This window comes from Sphingobium sp. (assembly GCF_003248505.1).
Classification (GTDB): domain Bacteria; phylum Pseudomonadota; class Alphaproteobacteria; order Sphingomonadales; family Sphingomonadaceae; genus Sphingobium.
Map to the genome: position 1 here is coordinate 54908 of NZ_QFOA01000004.1, position 26276 is coordinate 81183.

At 63.8% G+C, this 26276-nt stretch carries 28 protein-coding genes; 10 read left to right on the plus strand and 18 right to left on the minus strand.

Translation table 11 applies throughout. From position 1 onward, the window contains the following. Positions 1 to 37: 37 nt before the first annotated feature. Together wrbA and DI606_RS03015 are read right to left on the minus strand one after the other, a co-directional pair. Entirely contained in the window at positions 38 to 637 is a 600-nt protein-coding gene (gene wrbA, locus DI606_RS03010; RefSeq protein ID WP_293979687.1) for an NAD(P)H:quinone oxidoreductase, read from the minus strand. Between the two features lie 81 nt (positions 638 to 718). Continuing rightward, positions 719 to 1441 (minus strand): pirin family protein, encoded by a 723-nt coding sequence (locus DI606_RS03015; protein ID WP_293979689.1) that lies wholly within the window; start codon positions 1439 to 1441, stop codon positions 719 to 721. A gap of 104 nt (positions 1442 to 1545) precedes the next feature. On the opposite strand from DI606_RS03015, the gene DI606_RS03020 reads away from it, so the two are divergent. The 3 genes from DI606_RS03020 (at position 1546) to DI606_RS03030 (ending at position 4184) form a co-directional block, all read left to right on the plus strand. Next, the gene (locus tag DI606_RS03020) at positions 1546 to 2439 is read left to right on the plus strand and encodes a LysR family transcriptional regulator (protein ID WP_293979691.1); all 894 of its coding nucleotides are present in this window, start codon (positions 1546 to 1548) and stop codon (positions 2437 to 2439) included. Positions 2440 to 2716: 277 nt separating this feature from the next. Continuing rightward, a complete protein-coding gene (gene ctrA, locus DI606_RS03025) occupies positions 2717 to 3424 on the plus strand; it encodes a response regulator transcription factor CtrA (RefSeq protein WP_293979693.1) in 708 nt (235 codons plus the stop codon). Positions 3425 to 3569: 145 nt separating this feature from the next. Beyond that, a complete protein-coding gene (locus DI606_RS03030) occupies positions 3570 to 4184 on the plus strand; it encodes a methyl-accepting chemotaxis protein (RefSeq protein WP_293979772.1) in 615 nt (204 codons plus the stop codon). Between the two features lie 76 nt (positions 4185 to 4260). On the opposite strand, the gene DI606_RS03035 is transcribed toward DI606_RS03030, so the two are convergent. The 5 genes from DI606_RS03035 to DI606_RS03055 form a co-directional block, all read right to left on the minus strand. Continuing rightward, positions 4261 to 4671, minus strand: coding sequence for a hypothetical protein (locus tag DI606_RS03035; protein WP_293979694.1), 411 nt, complete (start codon positions 4669 to 4671; stop codon positions 4261 to 4263). Positions 4672 to 4758: 87 nt separating this feature from the next. Continuing rightward, positions 4759 to 5313: a dCTP deaminase gene (gene dcd / locus DI606_RS03040; RefSeq protein WP_293979695.1), complete on the minus strand. Its 555-nt coding sequence runs from the start codon at positions 5311 to 5313 to the stop codon at positions 4759 to 4761. A gap of 3 nt (positions 5314 to 5316) precedes the next feature. Then, a complete protein-coding gene (locus DI606_RS03045; protein WP_293979696.1) occupies positions 5317 to 5775 on the minus strand; it encodes a cytidine deaminase in 459 nt (152 codons plus the stop codon). Beyond that, positions 5775 to 6443 (minus strand): GH25 family lysozyme, encoded by a 669-nt coding sequence (locus DI606_RS03050; protein ID WP_293979773.1) that lies wholly within the window; start codon positions 6441 to 6443, stop codon positions 5775 to 5777. Before DI606_RS03050 ends, DI606_RS03045 begins: the two co-directional genes overlap by 1 nt. 28 nt (positions 6444 to 6471) lie before the next feature. Then, positions 6472 to 6954, minus strand: coding sequence for a UPF0262 family protein (locus tag DI606_RS03055; protein ID WP_293979697.1), 483 nt, complete (start codon positions 6952 to 6954; stop codon positions 6472 to 6474). Positions 6955 to 7070: 116 nt separating this feature from the next. Between DI606_RS03055 and DI606_RS03060 the strand changes: the two genes are divergently transcribed. After that, on the plus strand, positions 7071 to 8555 hold the full coding sequence (locus tag DI606_RS03060; RefSeq protein ID WP_293979698.1) for a replicative DNA helicase: 1485 nt from the start codon (positions 7071 to 7073) through the stop codon (positions 8553 to 8555). Positions 8556 to 8607: 52 nt separating this feature from the next. On the opposite strand, the gene DI606_RS03065 is transcribed toward DI606_RS03060, so the two are convergent. The 8 genes from DI606_RS03065 to DI606_RS03100 form a co-directional block, all read right to left on the minus strand. Beyond that, positions 8608 to 10416 (minus strand): DUF885 family protein, encoded by a 1809-nt coding sequence (locus DI606_RS03065; RefSeq protein WP_293979700.1) that lies wholly within the window; start codon positions 10414 to 10416, stop codon positions 8608 to 8610. A gap of 95 nt (positions 10417 to 10511) precedes the next feature. Further along, positions 10512 to 11303 (minus strand): phosphoadenylyl-sulfate reductase, encoded by a 792-nt coding sequence (locus tag DI606_RS03070; RefSeq protein WP_293979701.1) that lies wholly within the window; start codon positions 11301 to 11303, stop codon positions 10512 to 10514. Further along, the gene (locus DI606_RS03075; protein WP_293979702.1) at positions 11296 to 11736 is read right to left on the minus strand and encodes a DUF934 domain-containing protein; all 441 of its coding nucleotides are present in this window, start codon (positions 11734 to 11736) and stop codon (positions 11296 to 11298) included. The genes DI606_RS03070 and DI606_RS03075 overlap by 8 nt, the downstream gene beginning before the upstream one ends. Continuing rightward, complete coding sequence (locus DI606_RS03080; protein WP_293979703.1) at positions 11729 to 13360, minus strand: nitrite/sulfite reductase; 1632 nt, start codon at positions 13358 to 13360, stop codon at positions 11729 to 11731. Before DI606_RS03080 ends, DI606_RS03075 begins: the two co-directional genes overlap by 8 nt. Positions 13361 to 13363: 3 nt before the next feature. After that, complete coding sequence (locus DI606_RS03085; RefSeq protein WP_293979704.1) at positions 13364 to 13660, minus strand: DUF2849 domain-containing protein; 297 nt, start codon at positions 13658 to 13660, stop codon at positions 13364 to 13366. Continuing rightward, positions 13657 to 14439, minus strand: coding sequence for a uroporphyrinogen-III C-methyltransferase (gene cobA / locus DI606_RS03090; protein WP_293979705.1), 783 nt, complete (start codon positions 14437 to 14439; stop codon positions 13657 to 13659). The genes DI606_RS03085 and cobA overlap by 4 nt, the downstream gene beginning before the upstream one ends. 85 nt (positions 14440 to 14524) lie before the next feature. Continuing rightward, on the minus strand, positions 14525 to 15958 hold the full coding sequence (gene astD / locus DI606_RS03095; protein WP_293979707.1) for a succinylglutamate-semialdehyde dehydrogenase: 1434 nt from the start codon (positions 15956 to 15958) through the stop codon (positions 14525 to 14527). Between the two features lie 43 nt (positions 15959 to 16001). Next, positions 16002 to 17393: a protein adenylyltransferase SelO family protein gene (locus DI606_RS03100; protein ID WP_293979709.1), complete on the minus strand. Its 1392-nt coding sequence runs from the start codon at positions 17391 to 17393 to the stop codon at positions 16002 to 16004. A gap of 37 nt (positions 17394 to 17430) precedes the next feature. On the opposite strand from DI606_RS03100, the gene DI606_RS03105 reads away from it, so the two are divergent. From DI606_RS03105 to DI606_RS03125, 5 genes are all read left to right on the plus strand, one after another. Next, the gene (locus DI606_RS03105; protein ID WP_293979711.1) at positions 17431 to 18300 is read left to right on the plus strand and encodes an alpha/beta hydrolase; all 870 of its coding nucleotides are present in this window, start codon (positions 17431 to 17433) and stop codon (positions 18298 to 18300) included. Beyond that, entirely contained in the window at positions 18293 to 19438 is a 1146-nt protein-coding gene (locus DI606_RS03110; RefSeq protein ID WP_293979713.1) for a glycosyltransferase, read from the plus strand. The genes DI606_RS03105 and DI606_RS03110 overlap by 8 nt, the downstream gene beginning before the upstream one ends. Positions 19439 to 19526: 88 nt before the next feature. Further along, entirely contained in the window at positions 19527 to 20930 is a 1404-nt protein-coding gene (locus tag DI606_RS03115; RefSeq protein WP_293979774.1) for a nitronate monooxygenase, read from the plus strand. Positions 20931 to 20934: 4 nt separating this feature from the next. Further along, a complete protein-coding gene (locus DI606_RS03120) occupies positions 20935 to 21141 on the plus strand; it encodes a DUF2093 domain-containing protein (protein WP_293979715.1) in 207 nt (68 codons plus the stop codon). A gap of 468 nt (positions 21142 to 21609) precedes the next feature. Further along, the gene (locus DI606_RS03125; protein WP_293979716.1) at positions 21610 to 21765 is read left to right on the plus strand and encodes a hypothetical protein; all 156 of its coding nucleotides are present in this window, start codon (positions 21610 to 21612) and stop codon (positions 21763 to 21765) included. A 53-nt stretch (positions 21766 to 21818) separates the two neighbouring features. On the opposite strand, the gene astD (DI606_RS03130) is transcribed toward DI606_RS03125, so the two are convergent. Beyond that, positions 21819 to 23219, minus strand: coding sequence for a succinylglutamate-semialdehyde dehydrogenase (gene astD / locus DI606_RS03130; RefSeq protein ID WP_293979775.1), 1401 nt, complete (start codon positions 23217 to 23219; stop codon positions 21819 to 21821). 5 nt (positions 23220 to 23224) lie between these two features. Beyond that, entirely contained in the window at positions 23225 to 24241 is a 1017-nt protein-coding gene (locus DI606_RS03135; RefSeq protein ID WP_293979717.1) for a DUF1338 family protein, read from the minus strand. Between the two features lie 86 nt (positions 24242 to 24327). Between DI606_RS03135 and DI606_RS03140 the strand changes: the two genes are divergently transcribed. Then, positions 24328 to 25230 carry a LysR substrate-binding domain-containing protein gene (locus tag DI606_RS03140; protein WP_293979719.1) on the plus strand — a complete coding sequence of 301 codons (903 nt, stop codon included), beginning with the start codon at positions 24328 to 24330 and terminating at the stop codon, positions 25228 to 25230. Here DI606_RS03140 and DI606_RS03145 read toward each other — a convergent pair. Beyond that, positions 25227 to 26216 (minus strand): SPOR domain-containing protein, encoded by a 990-nt coding sequence (locus tag DI606_RS03145; RefSeq protein ID WP_293979721.1) that lies wholly within the window; start codon positions 26214 to 26216, stop codon positions 25227 to 25229. The two genes, DI606_RS03140 and DI606_RS03145, sit on opposite strands and share 4 nt — an antisense overlap. Positions 26217 to 26276: the final 60 nt, after the last annotated feature.

The window sequence follows — 26276 nt, forward strand, 5'->3', positions numbered from 1 at the left end:
CGCGGCCTGCGCAGGCCGCGCCTCCCCACGACACCGATCAGCCGTGCAGCTTGATCGCGGTCTCGGCGATACGGCGACCCTGGTAGCGCGCGCCTTCCAGTTCCTCGGGGGCGGGCTGGCGGCTGCCGTCGCTATCGGCAATCGTCGTCGCGCCATAGGGCGCCCCGCCGCGCACCTTGTCGACGCCCATCTGCTCGGTATGGCCATAGTCGAGGCCGACGATCACCATGCCGAAATGCAGCAGGTTGGTGATGATCGAAAAGAGCGTGGTTTCCTGTCCGCCATGCTGCGACGCGGTGGAGGTAAAGGCGCCGCCGACCTTGCCGTTCAGCGCGCCGCGCGCCCACAAACCGCCCGCCTGATCGAGGAATGCCGCCATCTGGCTCGACATACGGCCAAAGCGCGTGCCGGTGCCGACGATGATTGCATCATAGTTGGCCAGATCGTCGACGGTCGCGACGGGGGCATCCTGATCCAGCTTGAAATGCGCGTTCTTGGCGACTTCCAGCGGAGCGGTTTCCGGCACGCGCTTGATATCGACCTGCGCGCCAGCGGACGCCGCGCCTTCGGCCACGGCCTTCGCCATGGTTTCGATGTGACCGTAGGACGAATAATAAAGAACCAGAACCTTAGCCATTGTCATGTCTCCTCGGGTTGAGAACGAAGGGAAGGAAATCGAAACGCCTGTGCAGGGAAAGGAGGTGCACAGGCTGAAAAGTCACACGCTGTCGACCAGAACGATCTCCGCATCGTCGATGGCGGTGATCGTCACGGGGGTCGTCCCGCCTAGGATAGCCGCTCCGTCGCGCGCCTCGAAAATCTGGCCGTCGATGTCGACGCGTCCGGTTGCGGGCACCAGATAGAGATGACGTCCCGGAGCGCTGTCATAAGTGACTTGCTCGCCCGCCTTGATCGTGCCGCCGAGCAGTCGCGCGTCCGCCCGGATGCGCAGCGCGTCGCGATCCTCTCCATGGCCGCTCGCCAGAACCGCAAGCTTGCCAGAACGATCGCCCTTCGGGAAGGGTTTGGCACCCCAGCTTGGTTGTCCGCCACGCATGGAGGGCATGATCCAGATCTGGAACAGCGTCGTCTTTTCCTCCTCCAGATTATATTCGGCGTGGCGGATGTCTGTTCCTGCCGACATGACCTGAACATCGCCAGCAGCGGTCCGACCGCGATTGCCGAGGCTGTCCTGATGCGTGATCGCGCCGGTCCGAACATAGGTAATGATTTCCATGTCCGCGTGGGGATGTGGCGGGAAACCGGATCGCGGCGCGATCTCGTCATCGTTCCATACCCTTATCGCGCCCCAGCCCATGCGCGTATCGTCATAATAATCGGCAAAGGAAAAATGATGGCGGGCGTTGAGCCAGCCATGGTCGGCGTGCCCCAGCGACGCGAACGGGCGGCGCTCGATGCGGCTTTGCGTGGTCGTGGTCATGATCTGCCTTTCCGCGAGGGTACGTTCGCCCCGCGCTTGATTTCCCTCAATCTAGCCGCCAGTATCGTTTCTTAAACCGGCAGCTTTGAAACGGATTGTTTCCTTTGCGCTTACCCGACTTCGAGGCCTGGGCGATCTTCGCCGCCGTGGTGGAGCATCGCAGCTTTACCGATGCGGCCAAGGCACTGAGCGTATCGAAGGCCACCGTATCGAAAGCCGTAACCCGGCTGGAGGAACATCTCGACACCAGCCTGTTCAACCGGACAAGTCGCCGTTTGTCTTTGACCGAAAGCGGACGCCGGCTCGCCGATCACGCCCAACGCATCCTGGCGGAAGGACAGGCGGCAGAGGAAGCGGCCCGCGACGAGACGGCAGCGCTGTCCGGTGTGGTCAGGCTGGGCGCCCCGATGACATTCGGCCTGTTGCGAATCGCGCCTTTGGTGGCGGAATTCACCAAGGCGAACCCTCTGGTGGACGTCGACCTGCATCTGTCCGACGCCAAGATCGACATCATCGAAATGGGCCTCGACGCGACCATTCGCGTCGCCGACATGCCAGACAGTTCCTTGCGCGCGCGGCGGCTGAGCGACGTTACCATGCATGTCGTCGCCTCGCCCCTCTACCTGGACGAGCGTGGGCGTCCGCAACATCCCTCAGACCTCGGCATGCACGATTGCATTTGCTATTCGAACGTCACGACGCCTGACGTGTGGCGGTTCGCAGGACCGGGGCAGCAGACGGTCACTGTGCAGGTGCGCAGCCGGATCACCGTCAACAGCGGGGAGGCAATGCTGCCGGCCCTCCATCAGGGCGTCGGGATCGCGCGCCTGCCCGACTTCATAGTGGGCGACGCTCTGGCATCGGGCGAATTGGAAGAGGTGCTGGCCGACTGGGTGCCGCCGCCGCTGGGGCTGCATCTCGTCACGCCGCCCTCGCGCCTGCGATCCGCCCGCGTCGAGGCACTGCTCGACTTCATCGCCAGCCGCCATGATTGCTGAAAAACGTTAGCGCCGCTGCAAAATCCCTTAAGACTTTGGTCTATAAGACGCATTACCAAAGGGGGCCGTAAAGTCGTTTCAGGGACGAATTAATCTTGACTTTGACTGGCTCGTTTCGGGTTTGCTCGACTGAAATGAGTCTTAAATTCGGCCGACTCGTGCGGTTCTGCGGGTTAGGCAGAAATTAACCTTTGTCCTTCAGAAGTTTTTTGGTTAATGATTTCGAGGCGAAACCGTTCTGGTGGGGTGAACGGACCGCGACACCAAGGGGCTTCATATGCGCGTGCTGCTGATTGAGGACGAACCGACTACTGCCAAGGCCATCGAGCTTATGCTCACGACCGAAGGCTTCAACGTCTACACCACCGATCTGGGCGAAGAGGGTTTGGACCTCGGCAAGCTCTATGATTACGATATCATCTGCCTGGACCTGAACCTGCCGGACATGCACGGCTATGACGTGCTCAAGAAACTGCGCGCTGCCAAGGTGCAGACGCCGGTCCTGATCCTGTCGGGCATCAGCGAAATGGACAGCAAGGTCCGCTCCTTCGGTTTCGGCGCGGACGATTATGTCACCAAGCCGTTCCACCGCGAAGAACTGATCGCGCGCATCCACGCCGTCGTTCGCCGATCCAAGGGACATTCGCAATCGGTCATTCGCACCGGAAAGCTGTCGGTCAATCTCGACGCCAAGACGGTCGAGGTGGACAGCAATCGCGTCCACCTGACCGGCAAGGAATATGCGATGCTGGAACTGCTCTCACTGCGCAAGGGCACCACGCTGACCAAGGAAATGTTCCTCAACCACCTTTATGGCGGGATGGACGAGCCGGAACTCAAGATCATCGACGTGTTCATATGCAAGCTGCGCAAGAAGCTGGCGCTGGCATGTGGCGGTGACAATTATATCGAGACGGTATGGGGGCGCGGTTACGTGTTGCGCGACCCGGACGAGGCAGTGGAACCACAAGCCAAGGTCGCCTGACCGCTCGGAAATCCAATGCAAAGGGGCCGGTCTTTTCGTAAGGTCGGCCTCTTTCGTTTGCGGGTTCGCAATCGCCCAGGAACGTAGCGCCGCGCGACCGCTAACAGCTCCTTTACCATTATCGTCCTAAACGAACGGAAAGGAGCTGAATGTGGGCCAAGCCAGCCATGAAAGTGTCGATGCCGCTTGGGTCGCGATCTGCAAGTCCCAGGCCGTGATCGAATTCGCGCCGGACGGTGCGATCCTGTGGGCCAACGAGCTTTTTCTCGATCTGATGGGCTTTGCCCTGGATGAGATCGTGGGACAGCATCATCGGATATTCTGTCTGGCCGGGGACGAAGCTTCGACCGAATATGCAACGTTCTGGGCAAAGCTCTCTCGTGGCGAGCATGATTCAGGAGAATACCGGCGCGTGGCGAAGAACCGGCGGGAGATATGGTTGCAGGCGACCTACAATCCCGTGCTGGACGCCGATGGGAAGGTCCAGCGTATATTGAAGATCGCAACGGATATCACCGCACCCAAGATGCTGCGCGCTGAGCTTAAGGCGATGGTAGATGGCCTCGTCGAAATCGTGAACGGCATCGGTCTGATTGCGAACCAGACCAACCTGCTGGCGCTCAACGCCGCGATCGAGGCCGCGCGGGCGGGCGACGCAGGGCGCGGTTTTGCGGTCGTAGCGGCCGAAGTGAAGAAACTGGCGGGTGACACCCGAGCCGCGACGGACCGGGCGCGGGCGATGGTCATGGCGGCGGCCTGAAGCACCGGGGCCTTGTAGAAAGGGCCCTCAAGTTCCTGATAGCGGACGCTAACCCGGCACCCGTCGCGGCCATCCATCATCGACATGTCGGTTCTGCCGATCCACGCCTGGTGGAGGGTGACGCCGCAACGGAACGGGCGGCGCAGGACGCCGACTGGCGAAAATGCATAGCCAGCACGCCCAGGCCGGCACGTGAATATTTAAGGTCGGTCCCCTGCAACAGGCGTTTGAGCGCTTCTTCGGTCGACATGAATCCTTCGACCCTGCGCCCACGGATCGACGCTGCCACATCGTAGGAAAAGAGAATGCGTGTACCCGATTGCGCGGCGAGCAACCGCAGCCCTTCGCTCAGCGGCTGAACATGGATATCGAATCTGTGTCGCTGTTGGAGCTGCGGGTCCGGCATTTCCGGCGCCGCTCTGGCGATTGGCGTGAAGAGGAGGGCCATGGCGAGCGCCCACCCCGCCACGACCAGGCGCATTCGCATGTCCGTTCCCTTACGGCGCGGCCCCCCAGCCGCCTTACCCATGTTAACGAAGATATCGCCCTTTACCCCCATCGGCGACCATAAAAACTATAGTCGAGGAAGCGTCACGCCTTGCTGCCCCATATACTTGCCCGCGCGGTCGGCGTAGCTGACTTCGCACGGCTCGTTGCCCTTGAGGAACAGGAACTGGCAAGCCCCCTCATTGGCATAGATTTTCGCGGGCAATGGGGTGGTGTTGGAAAATTCCAGCGTCACATGCCCCTCCCATCCCGGTTCCAGCGGCGTCACATTGACGATGATGCCGCACCGCGCATAGGTCGACTTGCCGAGACAGATCACCAGCACGTCGCGGGGAACCCGGAAATATTCGACTGTCCGCGCAAGGGCGAAGCTGTTGGGCGGGATGATGCACACGTCGGTCTTGCGGTCGACGAAGCTGTTGGCGGCAAAATCCTTGGGGTCGACCACAGCGCTGTCGACGTTGGTGAAAATCTTGAATTCGTCCGCCACCCGCGCGTCATATCCGTAGGAGGACAGGCCGTAGCTGATGCAGCCCTCGCGCTTCTGGCTCTCCACGAACGGTTCGATCATGGCGGTCTTGAGCGCCTGTTCGCGGATCCACTTGTCGGAAAGGATGGACATCGGTCAGCTCTTTGTCTGGGGGCCGATGCCGAGGTCGGCAGGGCCAAAGGCATGGGGAAGGAGTTGGGCGACCGTGAAGGTCATCACCTGACCGCCGTCGGGCGTCGCGCAGTGGATCGCAAGCGTGCGACCGGCCATCTGCTCGGCTTCGTTCATGATCTGGCGGCAGCGACCGCATGGTGTCACCATAGCGTCCTCCGCACTGTCCATCGCCCCGCCGACGACGGCGATGGCCTCGACATCGGCGAAGCGGCCCTGCGCGTTGACGCTGGCCAACGCCACCGTCTCCGCACAGAGCGACAGGCCATAGCTCGCATTCTCGAAATTGCAGCCGGTGACGATGCTGCCATCGGTCAGCCGCACCGCCGCACCGACCGCAAAGCGGCTGTAGGGCGCATGAGCGTGACCCATCGCCTTGCGCGCGGCGGCGATCAGTTGCTGGACTTGCATATCGTCGGGCATCAGGGCGTCACCACATTCCATCGGACAGGGCTTTCGACGCCGTCGATATGCCGCATGTCGCTGGCTGTCCACATCACCCAGGGGCGACTGGCATAATCGGGCGGAAGGAAGTTGCGGTCCAGCCACAGCGTGCGGTTGATGCCCGATCCGATGTCATAGGCTTCGTTGAAATCCTCCGTCACGTTGATGAGCACGGGCTTGCCTGCATGGCCCTCGACCAGATTGACCAGCGTATTGAGGTCGGACAGCAGCCGGTCGCGTCCGGGCCGCGCAGCGCAGCGCGGGTCGAAGGCAAGACGGATGGCTGGAGGGAGTGCCGCATTGTCCCGCGCCACCGTCGTCATGAACGCCGTGCCCTGATCGGCAGGGGGGCGGCACAGGCTGAACTCGATCACAGCGCCATAGCGTAGCCCGGCCTTTCGCGCCCCGCGCCAGTTGGCGGCGAAGGCCGGGTCGCGCCCAGTTATGCTGTCGGTGGCGCGAATATAGGCGAAGTCCGCGCCCTGCGCCGCGAGCGTATCCCATTCGACCGTTCCGTCGGTGCTGTCGACGGTCACGCCTTGCACGGGATAATGATCCCGGTCCGGCGTCCAGGCGCGCGCATAGAGCCACAGCGCTGCCGCCAGCGCTGCCATCACCGCCAGTCCCGCCCCCGCGCGGACCAGCATGCCTCCCAACGTCAACCCCCTGATGACCCTATCCCTTAATATGCAGCACGCAGATAAGCGTGAAAAGTCGCCGCGCCGTGTCGAAATCGACTTCGATTTTGCCGTCCAGCCTTTCTTTCAGCAAGTCTGCGGCATCGTTGTGGATCGCGCGCCGGGCCATGTCGACCGTTTCGATCTGCTGGGGCGATGCGTTGCTGATCGCCTGGTAATAGCTGTCGCAAATTGCGAAATAATCGCGGATCGGACGCCTGAACCGTCCCAGGCTGAGGACGATCGCTTCCAGCGGGCTGTCGTCCTCCTGCTTGATTTCGATCACCAGTCGGCCTTCCTCGACCCGCAACATCACCTTATATGGACCGGCATAGGCGTCCGCATGGACGCGCTGGGGCGCGAAGTGATTGTCCTCCAGCAGATCGAAGATCGCGATCCGCCGTTCCTGCTCCACATCGGCATTGCGCCACAGGATCGTGCGCTGGTCCAGCTGGATATCTATGATGCGCGGATCGGCCATAAGCGAAGCGAACAGTCAGTGCGGCGGCGCGCAGCGAAATGCAAGCGGGGACTTATCCACAGATGGTTTCCATCCTGCCCCTTGCGTGGCGCCGACCATGGGAGGAAAGGAGGGAGATGGTTGAACTGCTGAAGATCACGCCGCCCGAAGCGGGCGGCACCGAATTGCCGCGCAATGTCGAGGCGGAAGCCGCGCTGCTGGGCGCGATCATGATCGACAACCGCATTGCCGAGGATGTGCAGCTCAAACTCAAGGCCGAGCATTTCTTCGAGCCGCTGCATGGCCGCATCTACGACGCCATCATGCGGCTGCTCGACCGCGACATGGTCGCCAACCCTGTGACGCTCAAGCCCATGCTCGAGCAGGACCCGGCGCTTAAAGAGTTGGGCGGCGCGGGCTATCTGGCACAATTGACCGGCAATGGCGCTGCGCTGATCGGTGCGCGCGATTTCGCAAGCCAGATCTACGACCTTGCCCTGTTGCGGCAGCTTGTCAGCGTTGGGCGCGAACTGGTTGAAAATGCATTGGATACCAGTGAGGACGTTAACCCTCGCGAGCAGATCGAGGCGGCGGAGGTCGCGCTGTATAAGGTGTCGGAAGGCGAGGGGGAAACGGGTTCGGTCAAAAGCTTCCTCGCAGCCTCCACCATGGCGGTGCAGGTGGCCGAACGCGCGCTTAACAGCGGTGGCCACGTGTCGGGGATTACGACCGGCATTAACAGCCTCAACGCCAAGATCGGCGGCCTGCACAATTCGGACCTTATGATCCTGGCCGGGCGTCCGGGCATGGGCAAGACCTCGCTCGCCACCAACATCGCCTATAACGCTGCCTCGCGCTGGGTGCGGGACAATGCCGATGGCATTTCGCCTGAAAAGAACATGGGTGCGAAAACCGCGTTCTTCTCGCTGGAAATGTCCGCCGATCAGTTGGCGACACGTGTGCTCGCCGAACAATCGGGGATCAGCGGAGAAGCGCTGCGCATGGGCAAGATCAGCCGCGCCGATTTCCAGAATCTCAGCCGTGCCGCCCGCAATTTGCAGGAACTGCCGCTCTTCATCGACGACACGCCTGGCCTCACCATCGCGGCGCTGCGCACGCGTGCACGGCGTCTCAAGCGGCGGCACGATATCGGTTTCATCGTCGTCGACTATCTTCAACTGCTTCAGGGGACGGGGCGCGGCAACGAAAATCGTGTGAACGAAATTTCGGAAATTTCCCGTGGTTTGAAGACCTTGGCAAAGGAACTTCATCTTCCGGTGCTGGCCCTATCGCAGCTCAGCCGTGCGGTGGAGCAGCGCGAGGACAAACGCCCGCAACTGTCCGACCTGCGCGAATCCGGCTCGATCGAGCAGGATGCCGACATGGTCTGGTTCGTGTTCCGCGAGGATTATTACGAAGCGGCCAAGGAGCCCAAGGTGGAGGACGAAACAGCCTATGCCGCGTGGCGCGAGAATATGGATCGCATCTACGGCAAGGCGGAAGTCATCGTCGCCAAGCAACGTCACGGTTCGACCGGACGCATCCGCATGAAATTCGATGCGAAGATCACGCGCTTCTCCGACCTCGCCGAGGACGGCTATGAGGATATGAGCTACGAGTAAGGCGCAACCATCGTCGCCCGGGACGGTAGCCGGGCGACGACGCGGATGCAGATCAGCCTTTGGCCATGCGGGCGCGTTCGGCCACGCGCTTTTCCAACATCGACAGCGGCATAGCCCCTTCCTCTAGAATGGCATGAAACTGCTTGAGATCGAAGGATTTTCCTTGTGCGGCCTGCGCCTGCGCACGGGCTTTCGTCCACACGCCATGGCCGACCTTGTAGCTGGTCGCCTGCCCCGGTTGCGTGCAATAACGTTCGACTTCGCGCTGGCATCGGGGGCGGGCGAAGCCGGTGGTCTGCACCATGTAGTCGGTCGCCTTCTCCCGACTCCACTTCTTGGCATGGATGCCGGTGTCGACCACCAGCCGCGCCGCGCGGAAGAGAAAGGACTGGAGGAAACCCGCCCGGTCGAGCGGGGTAGCATATCCACCCAGTTCATCGGCCAGCTGCTCGGCATAGAGCGCCCAGCCTTCGGTATAGGCGCTCAGGAACGCGGTCTTGCGTAGCATCGGCACGTCGCCCGCCGCCTGCGCGGTCGAAATCTGGAGATGATGGCCCGGAACGCCTTCATGATAGGTCAGCGTGGGCAGGCCATATTTCGGCCAGTCACCCATGTCCTTCAGGTTGATGAAGTAGATTGCAGGGCGCGATCCGTCGAGCGCAGCGCGATTATAATAGCCGTTGGATGCACCGTCCTGAATTTCCACGGGAACGGCACGGATTTCCAGCGGCGCGTCGGGGATGGTGGCGAACGCCTGCGGCAGCTTCGCCTTCATCGCCTCCACGTCGCGGTTGAGTTGCGCCAGGAGGGCGGTGCGCCCTTCGGCGCTGTCGGCATAGAGCTGCGACGGGTCGATGTTGAGCGCCGCCAGCCGCTCTCCGACGCTGCCGCTCGTGCGGCCCGCGCCCTTGAGGATTGCGTCGAGCTGTGCGCTGATCTCCGCCACTTGGGACAGGCCCATGGCGTGCACCTGATCGGGTGTCATCGTGGTCGTCGTCGCCTGGGACAGGGCGGCAGCATAGATTTCGTCGCCGCGCGGCGTACGCCAGACGCCGTCGCCCGCCGCCGTTTTCGGCTTCAGTGCCTCGATCGCAGCGATCTGTTCGTCGAGCGCAGGGTAGATGGCCTTTTCGACGACGGCACTTGCCTGCGCCTGCCACTCACCGGCGATGCCCTTGGCCGCAGCACGCTTGACCAGCGACTGCACAATGGAGCTTTCCGCCGCGGGCTGCCCGCGCAGTTTCTTGAGTTGCCCCAGCGTCAGGTCGAGCGACCATGCCGGTGCCAGATAGCCGCGCGCCGCCTCGTCGCGTTGCAGCGCCGTGTCGGTGCGCAGATTGCGCGCAAAGGCGTCGAGGCGCGCGACATAGGCCTCGCAATCGGACGCCGCGTTGATCGTGTGGGCGGTGTTGAGGAAATCAGGGGTCTGGAAATAGCTGCCGCCCTGCTGAAAGATGCGATAGGGGCGTTGCACGCTGTTGAGGCCGAATGTCGCAGGCGCGACGGTCTGCTGCGCCAGCGAATAAAGGATGACATCAAGGTTCAGCCGCTGCGCGTCCGAAAGGCTGGCGGACTTATACCCTTCCAGTTCCTTGATTGCCGCCTGCGTCGCCGACAGCTTCTTCATCATGCCCGACCGGCTGTTATCGTCCAGCAGGCTCTTGGCACCGGCCCGCGCGCCCTTGTCTAGGCCAAGGCTGGTGACCATGCCGGGCGACAGGTCCAACTGCCGGTCGAAGATCGCGGCGAATGCGGCGGAAAGGCGAGCGTCATCCGCTCCTGCGCTCTGCGCCAGCGCCCGTGGCGCCGCTATGGCGAGCGCGCTCGCTCCTGAAGCGGCAAGAAATTGACGGCGATCCATGGCTGTGACTCCCTGATATTCGACAGGGGACACTCTATTGCGCGCCTGGGATCGTCCGTCCACCCCGGCGAACCGGCCATGTGCCTGAAACCGGGTTAGAATACCGGCAGGTTGGCAGGGTCGTCGGGATCGACCGTGGGGCTTACGATCGGGGAGACGGGCGAGTGAATGCCGCATTCCACCTTGTCCCAGCCGCGCCAACGCCCCGCGCGCGGGTCTTCGCCCGGCATGACCTTCGACGTGCAGGGTTCGCACCCGATCGACAGATAGCCTTGCGCCTCCAGCGGATGGCGCGGCAAATCGTGCGCGATGAACCACGCCTCCAGATCGTCCTTCGTCCAGTCGCCCAGCGGGTTGATCTTGAGCTTGCCGTCCTCGACCTCGAACCGGGGAAGGTTCTTGCGGGTCGAAGCCTGAAACGCCTTGCGCCCCGAAATCCACGCGTCGAGCCCATCCTTGGCGCGCTTCATCGGTTCGACCTTACGAATGTCGCAGCAGCCGTCCGGATCGTAGGACCAGCGCAACCCCGTCTCGTCCTTCGCCGCGAGCGTTTCGGGCCGCGGCGCGACGATCCGGCTGTCGGTAAGACCGAAGCGCTTCACCAGCAGGTCGCGATAATGCAGCGTTTCCGCAAACATCTTGAGCGTGTCGACGAAGATCACCGGAATGCCGGGATCTGCCTTCGCCACCAGATCGAGCAGCACCGCGCTTTCCGCCCCGAAGGAGGAGACGACACCGACATGGCCCGCCAGCTTTTCGGCGAACACAGCCTTCAGCATCGTCAGCGCGTCGACGCCCTCGAACCGGGCGTTGAGCGCATCGGCCTGCTGCTGCGTGAAGGTGGGGCGGGCGTCGATGATGTCGATCTGGCGGGCGGGTTCAGCCATCTGAAATCTCCGGGTGCCGCTTGGCCCAGATAGGGCGGCGGCCGTCGATGCTCTGCTGGTAGACGTCGGCATAGCGGTTGAGCGCCCGGTCGACCGCTGCATCGTCCAGCGGTTTGTCCGGGTGAAAACTGTCGAAGCCGCAGCGCCGCATGGCGGCGATCTGGTCGACCAGCACGTCGCCGACCGCGCGCAGTTCCCCGGCATAGCCCGCTTCGCGCAGGATGCGGGCAGCGGAATAGCCGCGCCCGTCGCCATAGACGGGGAAGTGCACTTCGACGAGCGACAGGCGGTCGATGTGCGGCAGAAGCTCGCGCGCATCCTCGCCCGCTTCGATGCGGACGGCGGTGGAATTGGACTGACCGGTAAAGGATTCGACGGTGACGCCCGGTTCCTGACTGGCTTCGCCATCGCGGAAGGAGAGGAACTCAACCATAGATCGCCTCCTTGAACGGTTTCATGCCGATACGGCGATAGGTGTCGAGGAAACGTTCCCCTTCTGCGCGCTGCGCAAGATAGATGTCCGTTACCTTCTCGATCGCGTCGACCACGCCGTCTTCTGAAAATCCGGGACCGGTAATCTGACCGAGCGACGCATCTTCCGCGCCCGATCCGCCCAGCAGAAGCTGGAAATTCTCGATGCCTTTGCGGTCGACGCCCAATATGCCGATATGCCCGGCATGATGGTGGCCGCAGGCATTGATGCAGCCTGAAATCTTGAGCTTCAATTCGCCCAATTCCGCCTGCCGCTCGGATGCGGCGAAGCGTTGCGCGATCTTCTGCGCCAGCGGGATAGAGCGCGCATTGGCGAGCGCGCAATAGTCGAGACCGGGGCACGCGATGATGTCGGTGATGAGGTCCAGATTGGCTTCGGCCAGACCCGCTTCGTCGAGCGCCTGCCAGATGGCGGGAAGATCGGCCTTGCGCACATGTGGCAGGACGAGATTCTGCGCATGCGTCACCCGGATTTCATCGAGCGAGTAGCGTTCCGCAAGGTCCGCGACGAGGGCGATCTGCTCTGCCGATGCATCGCCCGGGATGCCGGTCAGCGGCTTGAGGCTGATATTGACGATGGCGTAGCCCGGCGCCTTGTGCGCGGCGACCTGCCGATCCACCCACAGCGCGAAGGCGGGGTCGGTGCGGTCGATCTCTTCGGGCAGGCCGGTGTCATAGGCGGGCGGCGCGAAGAAAGCACGGATGCGGTCCAGTTCCTCGGTCGGCGGGTTGAGGCCGAGGGTGCGCATATGGGCGAATTCTTCCTCGACCTGGCGCTTATATTCCTCGACCCCCAATTCATGGACGAGGATCTTGATCCGCGCCTTGTACTTGTTGTCGCGGCGACCGTAGCGATTGTAGACGCGCAGGCAGGCTTCCAGATAAGACACGATCTCATCTTCGCCGACGAAGTCCCTGATAAGGGGCGCGACCATGGGCGTGCGGCCCATCCCACCCCCGGCATAGACCTCCGCACCGATGCGTCCGTCGCGCTCCACCAGCTTGAGACCGATATCGTGCAGGCGCATGGCGCTGCGGTCTTCGTCCGATGCGACCACCGCGATCTTGAACTTGCGCGGCAGGTAGGTGAATTCCGGGTGGAAGCTCGACCATTGCCGCAGCAGTTCGGCCCAGGGGCGGGGGTCCGTCACTTCGTCGGCGGAAACGCCCGCATATTGATCGGACGAAATGTTGCGGATGCAATTGCCGCTGGTCTGGATCGCGTGCATCTCGACGCTCGCCAGTTCGGCCAGAATGTCGGGCGCGTCTGCCAGCTTGATCCAGTTATACTGAAGATTCTGCCGGGTGGTGAAATGGCCATAGCCCCGATCGTATTTCTGCGCGATCTCGCCCAGCTTGCGCATCTGCCTGCCCGACAGGGTGCCGTAGGGGATGGCGACGCGCAGCATATAGGCGTGCAGTTGGAGATAGAGGCCGTTCATCAGGCGCAGCGGCTTGAACTGATCCTCGGTCAACGCGCCCGTCAGGCGGCGTTGCACCTGATCGCGAAATTCCTCGACGCGGGCGTCCACCATGGACTGGTCGTAGCTGTCGTAACGATACATGGTTCAGATCACCCAGTTGCCGGCATCGGCGTCGTTCGGTTTCAAGGTAAGGTCGGGACGCACGGTCGGCCCCAATGCGCGGATACGGTCCTTGATATGCGCGGGGCGTATGCCCTCGTCCGTCACGGTGGCGTCGATCACATAGGCACCCACGACGCGCAGCGCGGCTTCCTCCGCGCGGGCGAGGTCGTCGCCATGCCCGCCAACGTCCACACTGTCGCCCACCTGGCGCGACCAGCCGTCGCCCGCCCACCAGATCACGTCGCCGGTCACCAGATCATTGCCGGTCAAAATCTTCACGCACGCATCTCCGAACCCAACTCCTTCATCGATCCGCCCAGCACGTCCTGCGCATCGGCATAGGCGGCAACGTCGCCCACCACGATCAAGGCTGGGCTCTTGACCTCTTCCCGCTCTACCATGTCGCCAAGGTCGGCGAGCAGGGTGCGCAGCGTCCGCATGTCCGTTCGCGTGCCGTTTTCCAGCACCGCCACCGGGAGCGAGGGCGACACGCCGTCCGCGATCAGTTTATCGGCGATGTCGCGCGCTGTCGCCACGCCCATGTAGATGACGAGCGTGCGACCCGTTCCCGCAAGGCCCGACCAGTCCTGGTCGGTCAGGCCCTTGCACTGTCCCGCGACGAAGCTCACCGCGCTCGACGCCGCGCGATGGGTGAGGGGGAGTTGTGCCTGTGCCGCGCTGCCCATCGCGGCGCTGATGCCGGGAACGACCTCGACCGGCACGCCTGCCGCGCGGCATGCTTCCATCTCCTCGCCGCCGCGTCCGAAGATGAAGGGATCGCCGCCTTTCAGCCGCACCACGAGGCGTCCTTCGCGCGCCAGTTCGACCAGCAGAGCGTTGATCGCATCCTGCGGCATCGAATGGCGGCTACGCTGCTTGGCGACGGAGATGAACTCGACGTCTGGGGCGGCCATCGCCAGAATCTGCGCGGACACCAGGCCGTCATGCACGATCACGTCGGCCTTTGCGATCAGGCGCGCGGCCTTGATGGTCAGCAGGTCGGGGTCGCCGGGGCCTGCGCCAACCAGAAAGACGGTGGCGGTGGGGGAATGAGCCATGATCGCCACATGGCGCAGGAGCCCTCACGATTCAAATCAGAATCGGTATATCGGGGATAAGGAAATATTTGGCCCGGCGCGGCGATCAATCGCCCATGGCACCCACGTCGATGTCCCTCAGACCGACGCCGATGGAAGCGCGGGGGCTTTCGATCTCCGCCGATACCACCGGATAGGCGCAGTAATCGGCGGCATAATAGGCACCGGGGCGGTGGTTGCCCGAAATGCCGACGCCGCCGAAGGGTGCGTTGGAAGCCGATCCGTTGGTGGGGCGGTTCCAGTTGACGACGCCGGCGCGAACGTTCGACCAGAACTGGTTATATTGTTCGGGCGATCCGCCGATCAGCGATGCCGAAAGGCCATAGCGCGTATTGTTCGCTTCGCAGATGGCATCGGCGAAATCGTCGACGCGGATCACTTGAAGCAGGGGGCCGAAAAGCTCGACATCCGGTCGTTCCCTGACATCGGTCACGTCGATGATCGCGGGGCTGACGAAGGGGAGGCCCTTTTTCGGGCGAACCATATGCTTGATCGGCCTGCCGCCGTTGCTCATCAGATAGAGGAAGCTTTCGGTGAGGCCATCCGCCATCTCGTTGTCGATGACCGGTCCCATATAGGGCGCGGGATCGGCATGGGGATGGTCGACGATCAGCCGGTCGGCGATCTTCTTCACTTCCGCGATCAGCCGGTCGGCAAGGTCGTTGCGCACGATAAGGCGGCTCGCCGCCGTACAGCGCTGCCCGCTGGTCATGAAGGCGGATTGCACGACGATGGTCGCGGCGGCGTGGATTTCGGGCGTGTCCCATACCAGGATGGGGTTGTTGCCGCCCATCTCCAGCGCCAGGATTTTCGAAGGCTGGGCCGCGAATTGCCGGTTGATGGCAAGGCCGGTCTGCGCCGATCCGGTGAAAAGCACGCCGCCCACATCGGGATGCGCCGCCAGCGCTCGGCCCATGTCGGCGCCGCCCGTCAGCAGCCGTATCACGTCGGCGGGAACGCCCGCCTCGCGATAGAGCTTCACCAGCATCTCGCCCACTGCCGGGGTCTTTTCCGACGGTTTGAACACCACTGCGTTGCCGGCCAGCAGGGCGGGGACGATGTGACCATTGGGCAGATGCGCCGGAAAATTATATGGCCCGAGCACTGCCATGACGCCATGAGGCTTGTGCCGCACCGATTGCCGCGCGCCCAGATTCGCTTCCAGCCTGCGCTGGCCGGTCCGTTCCGAATAGGCCGCGACGCTGATATCCACCTTGCCCATCACGGCGGCGACTTCGGCGCGCGCGTCCCAGAGCGGCTTGCCGGTTTCCCGGGCGATGAGATCGGTCAGAGCGTCCTCATGCCGCCGCACGACATTCACGAAGCGACGCAGCGTCTCGATCCGGTAGGCGATGGGCTGCGCGGCCCATTTGGGCCAGGCGGCACACGCCCGCTCCACCTCCGCGTCGACATCGCCGACCGGCCCCTGCCACAGCAGCGTGCCGGTCGCGGGTTCGAACGAAGTGAGGGGGCCTGTCATGCGGGTCGGCTATGCCCAAAAATGGTTAAGGAATGAAACAGGCTTATGGGACGGTCGGCGGCGTGCCCAACGCATCCCCCATATGTCGAATCGCCGCCACCTTGTCATGAAGCGGCTGCCAGTCGTCGTCCCGGTCGATGGCGCTCCATATCGCCTCGACCTCTTCGATGGTCATGGAACAGGGCGCTTCGGATTGCCAATAGTCATGATCTCGCGCGCCAGGAACGGGGCGGAAGGCGCTCACCGCCTCGCCGAATGCCGCCCAGTCCCCGCCTTCGTAGCGGGCGTTCGTCATCCCGCCGCGCCAATCGAAGAAGAAGCGGTCGATCGGCGTCCGCGTGGCCACCATGGCGCGCACTGCCGCTTCGACCATTGCAGAGGCATCGGCACCAGGTTCGACGCCCAGCCGCCAGCAGAACCTTCGCTGTAACGCTTCGGCATAAAGCACGGGGAAACGTTCGAGTTGCTCGACCAGAGGTTCGGCGGCGGTCAGCGGCCGCAGCGACACCGCGAGCTGCGCCACGTCCCAATGGATCGCCTCGGCCTGCCGCGCGAAGGCATATAGCCCCCCCTGATCGAAATAGGCGGCAGTGAATTCCGCGTCCCACATCGGGGTGAATCGCCACGGCCCATAGTCGAAGCTCTCGCCGGTGACGTTGATATTGTCGCTGTTGAGCACGCCATGCACGAAGCCTGCGACCATGTAGCTGGCGGCCAAGTCCGCGGTCCGCTCGACCACGCGGCCGAGCAGTTGCGCTGCAGGGTTGTCACCCGGCCGATCGCGATAAAGCCGTGTCAGTGCATAATCGGTCAGCTGTTCCAGCAGCGCCTTGTCGTCGTGGAACGCGGCGCGCTGGAACGTGCCGATGCGAATGTGCGAATGGCTGAGCCGGACAAGCACCGATCCGCGCGTCGGTGACGGTTCGTCATTGCGCTCCAGCGCTTCGCCCGTTTCGATGAGCGAAAAGGTCTTCGACGTGTTGACGCCCAGCGCCTCCAGCATCTCGGTCGCCAAAATTTCCCGCACCCCGCCCTTTAACGTCAGCCGCCCGTCGCCGAAGCGGCTGTAGGGCGTCTGACCCGACCCTTTGGTGCCAAGGTCGAGCAAGCGGTCCGCCCCATCGCGCAGCTGCGCGAACAGGAAGCCGCGCCCGTCGCCGATATCGGGATTATAGTGGCGGAACTGATGCCCGTGATAACGCAAGGCCAACGGCTGGGGCAGGGTGCCTTCCAACGGTTCGAAGCCCCCGAAATGGCGCACCCAGTCGCCGTCGCTCAAGCCCGCCAGTCCTACTGACCCCGCCGCGCGATCATTGCGATAGCGCAGGATCGCCTGAGGAAACTCGGCCGCCGCGACCGGCGCGGCGATGGCGGGCATCAACGCGTCGATTTCGTTCGCGGGACGGTAAATGGCGGCTTGCGGGGTCTGGCTCATATCGCGATATGGGGGTGAGGCAGCCAGAGGATCAAGCTTGAGCCGCTACAAGGATGCATATTGGTGGTCTCCTGACGGGCTGCGGCTCCATTATCGGGACTATGAAGGCGGCGCGGACGGACGTCCGCCTTTGCTCTGCCTGCCGGGATTGACGCGCAATGCGCGCGATTTCGAACCGTTGGCCCAGCGGCTTGGCGGCGAGTGGCGGCTGATCTGCCCCGATATGCGGGGGCGGTCGGAAAGCGCTTATGCCAAGGACGCGATGACCTATGCCCCGCTCACCTATCTTCAGGACATCAGCCGTCTGCTTGCGGACCTTGCGATTCCCCGCTTCGTCGCGATCGGCACGTCGCTGGGCGGGGTCATCACCATGCTCATCGCGGCGACCCACCGCGAATGGCTGGCGGGCGCGCTGCTGAACGATGTCGGCCCGGTGCTGGAGGAGGACGGGCTGGCGCGTATCCGGGGCTATGTTGGCGTGGGGCAATCCCATCCCACCTGGGTCCATGCGGCGCGCGCACTGGCCGAAGCCAACGCCGATGCCTATCCCCGCTATGGCCTGGAGGAATGGCTGGCGATGGCCAAGCGCCTCTATCGGCTTAATAGCGGCGGGCGCGTCGTGCTGGACTATGACATGAAGATCGCCGAACCGATCCGCGCCATGGACAGCGAGACAGGGGTCGATATGTGGCCGGTGATGCGGGCATTCACCGGCATCCCGACGACGCTGCTGCGCGGGGCGCGGTCCGACCTTCTGACCGAGGCGACGGCGCGGCGGATGGCAAGTGACATCGGCGACAGCGCCGAACTGGTGACGGTCGCCGATGTGGGGCACGCTCCGGTCCTCGACGAACCGGAAAGCGTGGCAGCGGTCGACCGCCTGCTCGCGCGTGTCATGCATGGCTGAAACGGTGCGGGCGGATCGACCGCATATCCTCCACGTCCATGGCAGCTTCTCGCTGGGCGGCAAGGAAGCGCGCACTGTCCGCCTAATGAATATGTGGGGCGACCGGGTACGACACAGTATCATGAGCGCCGATCCGCAGGCGATGGGCGCGCGCGACGCCATCGACCCGGGCGTGGCGGCGGACTTCCCCGACGGGCCGTCCTTCGCCGGAAAGCCCGGACTGCGGCGCTATCGCGAAATCCGCGCCTTCCTGAAGTCGTTCGACCTCGTCCTCACCTATAATTGGGGCGCGATGGATGCGGTCATGGCGCACCGGCTAGCCGGGCGATCCGCCGGAATGCCGCCGCTCATTCACCACGAGGACGGCTTCAACGCCGACGAGGCCGACCGCCTCAAGACCAAGCGCAACCTGTTCCGCCGCCTCGCTCTACAAAGCGCGCACGGCCTTGTCGTTCCCTCCGTCCGGCTGGAGCAGATCGCGCGCGGGATTTGGAAACAGCCCGGCGAACGTCTGCACCTTATCCGCAACGGCATCGACATCGCGCGCTACATGCAACCGCCCGCGCCCGGCGCGATCCCCGGTCTCGTCCGGTCGCCGGGCAAGCGGCTGGTAGGGACGCTGGCGGGCCTGCGGGCGGTCAAGAACATCCCCCGCCTCGTGCGCGCCGTCGCGGCCCATCGGGACCGGCTGCAACTCGTTGTCGTGGGCGAGGGGCCGGAACGGGATGCGATCCTGGCGGAGGCGGCGGCGCAGGGCGTGGACGACATGCACATGGCCGGTTTCATGGATCGCCCATGGCGCTTCGTGGGCCTGTTCGATATTTTCGCCCTTTCTTCCGACAGCGAGCAGTTTCCGATCTCTTTGGTGGAGGCGATGGCCGCCGGTGTTCCCGTGGCATCGATGGACGTGGGCGATGTCGCCAATATGGTCGCGCCCGAAAACCGCGCGTTCGTCGTTTGCGACGAAGCCGCCCTGGCGGGCGCGCTTGGCAACCTCGCGCAGGATGCCGATCTGCGCGCCCGGCTGGGTGCTGCGAACCGGGCTCGGGCGGCACGGGACTTCACGGAATCCGCCATGGTGGACGCTTATGCGAGCCTCTATGGCGAAGCTCTGGCAAGTCCCCTGATTTTGCGCTAGGGCGCGCGCAATTCGTCATAGGCAGCGAATGCTGCTACAGGGTTGCTTTTACCCGGTCGGGGGATCGGGACGGATATTGGAGATGTCGTTGTTCAAGGGTGTGAAGCCTATCGTCTACGGCGGCCGTGAAGTGTGGCCGCTGGTCGAGGGCGGCAAGGGCGTGGCTGTATCCAACCATGCGAGTTCAGGTGCATGGGCCGCGGCAGGCGGCATCGGCACGGTGTCTGCGGTAAACGCGGACAGTTATGACAGCTTCGGCAATCCTATCCCCCAAATCTACCATGGCCGCACCCGGCGCGACCGGCATGAAGAACTGGTCGAATATGCCATCGACGGCGCGGTCGAACAGGTAAAGCGCGCGTTCGAAATCGCGGGCGGCAAGGGCGCGATCAACATCAACGTTCTCTGGGAAATGGGCGGGGCGCAACGTGTGCTGCACGGCGTCCTCGAAAAGACTCGGGGCATGGTGGCGGGCGTCACCTGCGGCGCGGGCATGCCCTATAAGCTGTCGGAGATCGCAGCGTCTTACGGCGTCAACTATCTTCCCATCGTGTCGTCCGGCCGCGCCTTTCGCGCGCTGTGGAAGCGTGCTTATTCGAAGGCGTCGGAATGGCTCGCCGCGGTCGTATATGAAGACCCCTGGCTCGCAGGTGGACACAACGGCCTCTCCAATGCCGAAGATCCCCGCGCGCCGCAGGACCCCTATCCCCGCGTGCGCGACCTGCGCGCCACGATGCGCGAGGGCGGCATTTCCGACGATGTGCCGATCATCATGGCGGGTGGCGTCTGGCACCTTAAGGACTGGAACGACTGGATCGACAATCCTGAACTTGGCATCATCGCCTTCCAGTTCGGCACCCGCCCGCTGCTGACGCAGGAAAGCCCGATCCCTCAGCTGTGGAAGGAACGGCTGATGCAACTGGAGCCCGGCGACGTGTTGCTCCACCGTTTCTCGCCCACAGGCTTCTACAGCTCGGCGATCCGCAATCCTTTCCTGCGCCAGCTCGAAACGCGCTCGGAACGCCAGATTCCGTTCAGCACCGAACAGGCGGGCGATCATACGCACCAGCTCGATGTCGGGGTGAAAGGCAAGAATTTCTGGGTGACGGTGGGCGACCTCAACCGTGCGCGCGAATGGTTTGGGCAGGGGTTCACCTCCGCGCTCAAGACCCCGGACAACACGCTTGTCTTCGTGACCGAGGAAGAGCGCAGCGAAATCCGCAAGGATCAGACCGACTGCATGGGCTGCCTGTCGCAATGTGCCTTTTCCAGCTGGATGGACAGCGAAACCAATTCCACCGGTCGCCTTGCCGACCCGCGGAGCTTCTGCATCCAGAAGTCGCTTCAGGAAGCGGTGCATGGCGGCGACCTGGACAAGAACCTGCTTTTCGCCGGCCATGGCGCCTACAAGTTCAAGCAGGACCCTTTCTATTCCAACGGCTTCGTCCCGACCGTCAAGCAACTGGTCGATCGCATCCTGACCGGGGATTGAAGCTATGGCCGACATTCAGGGGCTGGCTGTCCTTCGGTATAACGCCGCCGACTTCGATATCCTGCGTCCTGGCCAGTTCGTGCTGTGCGCCGTGTCGGGCGCGCGCATCGATCTGGAAGACCTCAAATATTGGAGCGCAGAGGCGCAGCAGGCCTATCGCGGTCCACACGAGTCCATGCGCGCCTGGCAGGAAAGAAACGGCGGGCGCTGACTGGCCTTGCTGGTATCGTTACCAGTGAAAAACTCCGTTGGCTTATCGTCACCGACGGGATTTCGGAGAAATCGGTAACTTTCTTCTTTGCCAGTTGGTCTATTTATTGTATTCTTCCATCACGAGGCGACGGAGATCGCCCATGATTTGGAAGGATGATGCCTCATGTCGCGTATCGACGTATTCGGTGATCGGGTTTGTATCGTGTCGAGCTTGCTAATTGTCGGCTGGTTCCTCTACAGCATCGTCGCCTGATCGGATCGCATTCAACGCGACCGATAAAGTTGAGCTGCCCGGCGGCCAACCAAAGCTTTTTCGACCTATTTCAAAGACATGTTAAAAAAGCTTCAAGCGTTATCGCTTCGCGGCTTTTGATGGATGTCAGCTTGCTCCGCGTCACCAACGGCTAAAGCGCACGGTACCGACGCGACGACGCGGGTTTCGTGTTCCCTGACGAGGAGAAGACGAATGACTGCGAGAGCCCGACCGAATCGCGAATCGCTCAGCCCCCGCGCCGGTGCGCGCATCTTCCTTCCGCATCATAGCTGGACTCGCAGGGAGCCGCCCACGCGTCGCGATGCTGCCATCAGCGCGGACGATTTCTGGACGAAGCTTGGCCTTTAGCCATTCTTTTTAGGTAGAGGGCGATGCCGCCGGCGCGTTGACGCCCCTAATTGTCAACCGCCGATCCCAGCCACGGCCACCGCCTCGACCGACGCCGCCTCGAAACTCGCGATGGGATAGGCGCAATAATCGGCGGCGTAATAGGCGCTCGGGCGGTGGTTGCCCGATGCGCCCAGACCGCCGAAGGGCATGTTGCCCGCTGCGCCCGTGGTGGGTCGGTTGCGATTGACGACGCCCGCCCGGCTTTCCTCGACAAAGCGTTGCCACAACCCTTCGTCTTGCGAGACCAGTCCCGCCGAAAGGCCGAACGCAGTCGCATTCGCAGCGGCGATGGCGGCGTCAAAATCGTGCACGCGGATGACAGACAGGACGGGTGCGAAAATCTCCGCGTCGGGGGCTTCTATCCCTGTCATGTCGAGCAGGGCGGGCGTCACGAAGGCGCTGCTGTCTCCGCCCATACCCTCGAACGGCAGGATTGCGCGTGCTCCGCGCGCGACCAGATCGCCAACGGCGCGATGCGCGGCGGCGGCGGCCTGATCCGACACGAGCGGCCCCATGAAAGCATCGCCCGGCGCGTTCCATGCCGCGATCGGCAGGCGTGCGGTCAGCGCCCTCGTCGTTTCGACGATGGCGTCGCCCATCGTCCCTTCGGGAACGATCAGGCGGCGCGCGCAGGAACAGCGCTGGCCGGTGGTGATGAAGGCCGAATTGACGATGATCGACGCTGCCGCTTCGGGCGAATCCCAGACGATCAGCGGATTGTTGCCGCCCAGTTCCAGTGCCATGATCACATGCGGTCGATCGACCAGCGCGCGGCGTAGCGCCGCCCCGGCCCCCGCCGATCCGGTAAAGAGCAGTCCGTCGATATCCGCCGCGACCAAAGCCTCGCCCGTCGCGCGCCCGCCCTGCACGATACTGAGCACGCCGTCGGGGAGCCCGGCGGCGGCCCATGCGTCGGCCATTGCCTGGCCCGTGGCAGGCGCGATTTCGGACGGCTTGAATACGACCGTGTTGCCGGCGATCAGTGCCGGGACGATATGCCCGTTGGGCAGATGGCCGGGGAAATTATAGGGGCCCAGCACGGCCATCACGCCATGGCCGCGATGACGCAGCGCGGCACGACCGAACGGCATGTCGGCGGCCCGCTCACCGGTGCGTTCGGCATGGGCCTTGATCGACACGTCGACCTTCGCGATCATGGAGCCGATCTCGGCGTCGCTTTCCCACAAAAGCTTCCCCGTTTCGCGGGAGATGAGTTCGGCAAGGGCGGCGCGTCGTTCGCCCAGAACCAGTGCATAGCGGCGCGCGACCGCGATGCGTTCGTCCACCGGCAGGCCACGCCAGTGCGCCAGCGCACGGCGGGCACGGGCGACGGCGGCTTCACAGTCCCGGGCGCTCGACACCGGGCCTTCCCAGACGAGTTCGCGCGAAGCGGGGTCGAAGGATTGCAGCATGGCGCTCACCGTCCCGCGCCGGTCATGGCGAAGATACCGGTCGCGTTGCCCGTGTCGAAGGCAAGGTCGATCAGTCCTGTATCGGGGTCGATGTCGCGGCTGATGAATTCGAAGAAGGAGCCGGACACGGTGCGTGTTTCCCCATCGGCGAAGGGGCGGTCTACCCGGTCGGCGCGAAAAGCGGTCTGGCGCACCCGTCCGCTCGAGGAAATTTCCAGCCGCTCCTTCATCGGGCGGTCCTGCGCCTTCAACCGCTCGGCGAGCGCGGCGACATCGGCCACCCGGTCAGTCGCATGGTTGAAGGCGTTGCCTTCGGTCGCGATCCAGGCGGCTTCGTTCGACTGTGCCAGCAGCGCCTGATAATCGTCGAAGCTCGGCGGCGCATGATGCCGGTCGAAGGCGGAAAGGATCGTCGGCATGGCCTCTATTGCGACAGCGATGTGGACAGCTTCAACTGCTTCGTAACGACGCAGGACATCTTTCGCCGCATCGTCGAGCGGATCGCGCGACGTGCCGAAGACGCGCTGCGCCGCCTCACCGAACGCCGGGTCGAAGCGGTCGACATGCAGTTCGGACAGGAAGAATTGGGGGATCGCATCGGGCATGTCGACGTGGCGGTAGGCGCGCCCGGTCATGCGCAGCCGGTCGAGCGGATAGACCGCCGCCATGGCATAGCCCAGCGGCAGGAAGATGCGCGTGAAGGCGTCCTCACCACCCGGAAGCCCACCGGTCGGGCCATCGGCGAAGCGGATCGTGCGAAGTGCGCCATGGTCGAAATGAATGCGCCGCCCCTGTGCCAGCGTGTCGGCGACATAGGCCCTGCCGCTCGGCACCCGGTCCAGCAGATCGTGGAACAGGCCGACGTTCATCGCCATAGCAAAGGCCGCGCGGGACACGGCATCGCCCCGCTGGTCGAGCAGCGCCTGCGGAATGTCCAGCATGGCCAGCGTGTCGCGCCCGGCCCGGTCCCCCAGGGTCGCGCATAGGATCGCCTCGACATGGCCCATATTCTTCAATTGCATCATCGGCTCCACTTCGCACCGCCAATATGATAGAGATTTAAGCCGATGCCAAATGGTGCATCGTCATCTGTAGATGCGAAATGGGAATGAAGAACGATCCGAAATGGCTGCCGCCGATGTCGGCGCTGACCGCTTTCGAAGCGGCAGTGCATCATGGTGGCTTTTCCCGCGCGGGGGAAGCGATCGGCCTGACGCAAAGCGCGGTCAGCCGCCAGATCGCGCAGCTTGAGGCGATGCTCCAGACGCCGCTGTTCGACCGGATCGGGCGCCGCGTGCGACTGAACGAGGCGGGGCGTGCCTATGCCGACGATCTGCTGCCCGCGATTGACGCTATTCGCCGCGCCACCGCCCGGGCTTCGGCGCAGCGGCAGCGCAGGGCGTTGCGCATCGCTACCCTGCCGAGCTTCGGGATGCGCTGGCTTGCCCCCCGCCTGCCGCAACTGACCGCGCGCCATCCCGACCTGGTCGTGGACTTTGCCGCCCGGTCGGAACCGTTCGATTTCGGGCATGAGGATTTCGATGCAGCTGTCCACTTCGGTGTCGCGGAAGAATGGCCCGGCGTCGTTGCGGACTTCCTGTTTCGCGAGGAGGCGGTGCCGGTCTGCTCTCCCGCTTGGCTGGCCGCCCATCCGCTGCGCACGCCTGCCGACCTGCTCAGCGTCCCGCTGCTCAGCCAGAGTTCGCGGCGCGACGCCTGGCCTCGCTGGCTGGCGGCGGCGGGTGTCGATGCGTCCGCGCTGGAGCCGGGGCCCGCGTTCGAACATTTCCTGATGCTGGCGCAGGCATCGGCGGCGGGCGCCGGGGTCGCGCTGATCCCGAGCTTCCTCATCCAGCCGGAACTGGAAGCAGGCGCGCTCGTCGTGCCTTTCGTCCGGCCTTTGTCGACCGACCAAGCCTATTATCTCGTCTATCCGTCATCCGCCCTCGACGGTCCGCTGCGGCCGTTTCGCGACTGGCTGATCGATCAGGCGGGCAGGGGAGCGGCCTAAAGCTTTTTGGGCATGCAGTCCGAACCCGCTGCCTTGATCCGCCCGCACAGACGCGCGGCGTCGGCGGCGCTGGCGACCGGCCCGGCCTGAAGCCGCGTCACCCTGCCCGCTTTTTCATAATAGGATTTGTAGGCGGACAGGCCGCTGACGCTTTTTGTGAGTTGGCCCCACAGCGCGCGGGCGCGGGCTTCCTCGCCGAATGCGCCCAGCTGAACGCGCCATCCGCCCGAGGCGGCGGGAGCGGGGGCGGGGGCGGGAGCGGCGACAGCTTTGCTGGCCACGACTGTTCGTACGGGCTTGGGCGGGGAGGGGCGTGCTGGCGTCGGTTCTGTCGCCGCGGGCGGCAGTTCGGCCTTGCGGACCGGCTTGGGTTGATCGCGCGTCGGGGCCGGGGGCGTAGCAGCGGCGGCCAGCACATCCTTGTCGCCGCGCTCCATCCCCGCGGCCAGCGCCAGACCCTTTCGCCGTTGATCCTCGGGGATATATTTGTCCATCTCGGCCAAGCTGCTGGAGGCCTGCGGCAGGCCCGACGCGGATGCGCGGGTCATCAGCGCATAGGCGCGCACCCAATCCTTGCCGATCAGGTCACCGTTGAAGAGCGTGGTCGCCACGATATATTGCGCGCGCGGTTCGCCCCGGCTGGCGGATTTCTGAAGGAATGGCATCGCCCCGGCGCGGTCGCCCTGCTGGAAAAGCAGCACGCCCAGATTGTCTTCGGCGCGCAGATGCCCCTGACGCTGCGCCTTGCGATACCAGTCGATAGCGGCGTTGAAGTCGGGCTGCACCCCGCGTCCCAGCTTGTAGGCCTGAGCCAGGTTGAATTGCGCATCGGGATCGCCCGCCTCGGCAAGGGGACGCCACTGGGCAATCGCCTTGGCATAATCGCCCTGCTGCCAGGCATCGACGCCGGCCTTCACGTCCGCAAGCGCGGGCATTGCCCCCGCGATCATCGCCGTTACCATCAGGCCTTTCCACATCCGCTTCATGTGCGCCACTTCCACCAAGTCAAAGATCGAGGGATGCTTATCAGCGCACAAGGTTAAAGT

What these genes read in the sequence shown, in the direction of transcription:
- DI606_RS03055 (WP_293979697.1), bottom strand. Translation starts at nt 6,954, where the DNA reads ATGGCCGATCCGCGCATCATAGATATCCAGCTGGACCAGCGCACGATC.
- DI606_RS03120 (WP_293979715.1), top strand. Translation starts at nt 20,935, where the DNA reads ATGGCCGACATTCAGGGGCTGGCTGTCCTTCGGTATAACGCCGCCGAC.
- astD (WP_293979707.1), bottom strand. Translation starts at nt 15,958, where the DNA reads ATGACAGGCCCCCTCACTTCGTTCGAACCCGCGACCGGCACGCTGCTG.
- dcd (WP_293979695.1), bottom strand. Translation starts at nt 5,313, where the DNA reads ATGTCCATCCTTTCCGACAAGTGGATCCGCGAACAGGCGCTCAAGACC.
- DI606_RS03145 (WP_293979721.1), bottom strand. Translation starts at nt 26,216, where the DNA reads ATGAAGCGGATGTGGAAAGGCCTGATGGTAACGGCGATGATCGCGGGG.
- DI606_RS03110 (WP_293979713.1), top strand. Translation starts at nt 18,293, where the DNA reads ATGGCTGAAACGGTGCGGGCGGATCGACCGCATATCCTCCACGTCCAT.
- DI606_RS03135 (WP_293979717.1), bottom strand. Translation starts at nt 24,241, where the DNA reads ATGCAATTGAAGAATATGGGCCATGTCGAGGCGATCCTATGCGCGACC.
- cobA (WP_293979705.1), bottom strand. Translation starts at nt 14,439, where the DNA reads ATGGCTCATTCCCCCACCGCCACCGTCTTTCTGGTTGGCGCAGGCCCC.
- DI606_RS03045 (WP_293979696.1), bottom strand. Translation starts at nt 5,775, where the DNA reads ATGCCCGACGATATGCAAGTCCAGCAACTGATCGCCGCCGCGCGCAAG.
- DI606_RS03065 (WP_293979700.1), bottom strand. Translation starts at nt 10,416, where the DNA reads ATGGATCGCCGTCAATTTCTTGCCGCTTCAGGAGCGAGCGCGCTCGCC.
- DI606_RS03140 (WP_293979719.1), top strand. Translation starts at nt 24,328, where the DNA reads ATGAAGAACGATCCGAAATGGCTGCCGCCGATGTCGGCGCTGACCGCT.
- DI606_RS03075 (WP_293979702.1), bottom strand. Translation starts at nt 11,736, where the DNA reads ATGGTTGAGTTCCTCTCCTTCCGCGATGGCGAAGCCAGTCAGGAACCG.
- DI606_RS03050 (WP_293979773.1), bottom strand. Translation starts at nt 6,443, where the DNA reads ATGCTGGTCCGCGCGGGGGCGGGACTGGCGGTGATGGCAGCGCTGGCG.
- DI606_RS03125 (WP_293979716.1), top strand. Translation starts at nt 21,610, where the DNA reads ATGACTGCGAGAGCCCGACCGAATCGCGAATCGCTCAGCCCCCGCGCC.
- DI606_RS03080 (WP_293979703.1), bottom strand. Translation starts at nt 13,360, where the DNA reads ATGTATCGTTACGACAGCTACGACCAGTCCATGGTGGACGCCCGCGTC.
- DI606_RS03070 (WP_293979701.1), bottom strand. Translation starts at nt 11,303, where the DNA reads ATGGCTGAACCCGCCCGCCAGATCGACATCATCGACGCCCGCCCCACC.
- DI606_RS03035 (WP_293979694.1), bottom strand. Translation starts at nt 4,671, where the DNA reads ATGCGAATGCGCCTGGTCGTGGCGGGGTGGGCGCTCGCCATGGCCCTC.
- wrbA (WP_293979687.1), bottom strand. Translation starts at nt 637, where the DNA reads ATGGCTAAGGTTCTGGTTCTTTATTATTCGTCCTACGGTCACATCGAA.
- DI606_RS03015 (WP_293979689.1), bottom strand. Translation starts at nt 1,441, where the DNA reads ATGACCACGACCACGCAAAGCCGCATCGAGCGCCGCCCGTTCGCGTCG.
- ctrA (WP_293979693.1), top strand. Translation starts at nt 2,717, where the DNA reads ATGCGCGTGCTGCTGATTGAGGACGAACCGACTACTGCCAAGGCCATC.
- DI606_RS03100 (WP_293979709.1), bottom strand. Translation starts at nt 17,393, where the DNA reads ATGAGCCAGACCCCGCAAGCCGCCATTTACCGTCCCGCGAACGAAATC.
- DI606_RS03060 (WP_293979698.1), top strand. Translation starts at nt 7,071, where the DNA reads ATGGTTGAACTGCTGAAGATCACGCCGCCCGAAGCGGGCGGCACCGAA.
- astD (WP_293979775.1), bottom strand. Translation starts at nt 23,219, where the DNA reads ATGCTGCAATCCTTCGACCCCGCTTCGCGCGAACTCGTCTGGGAAGGC.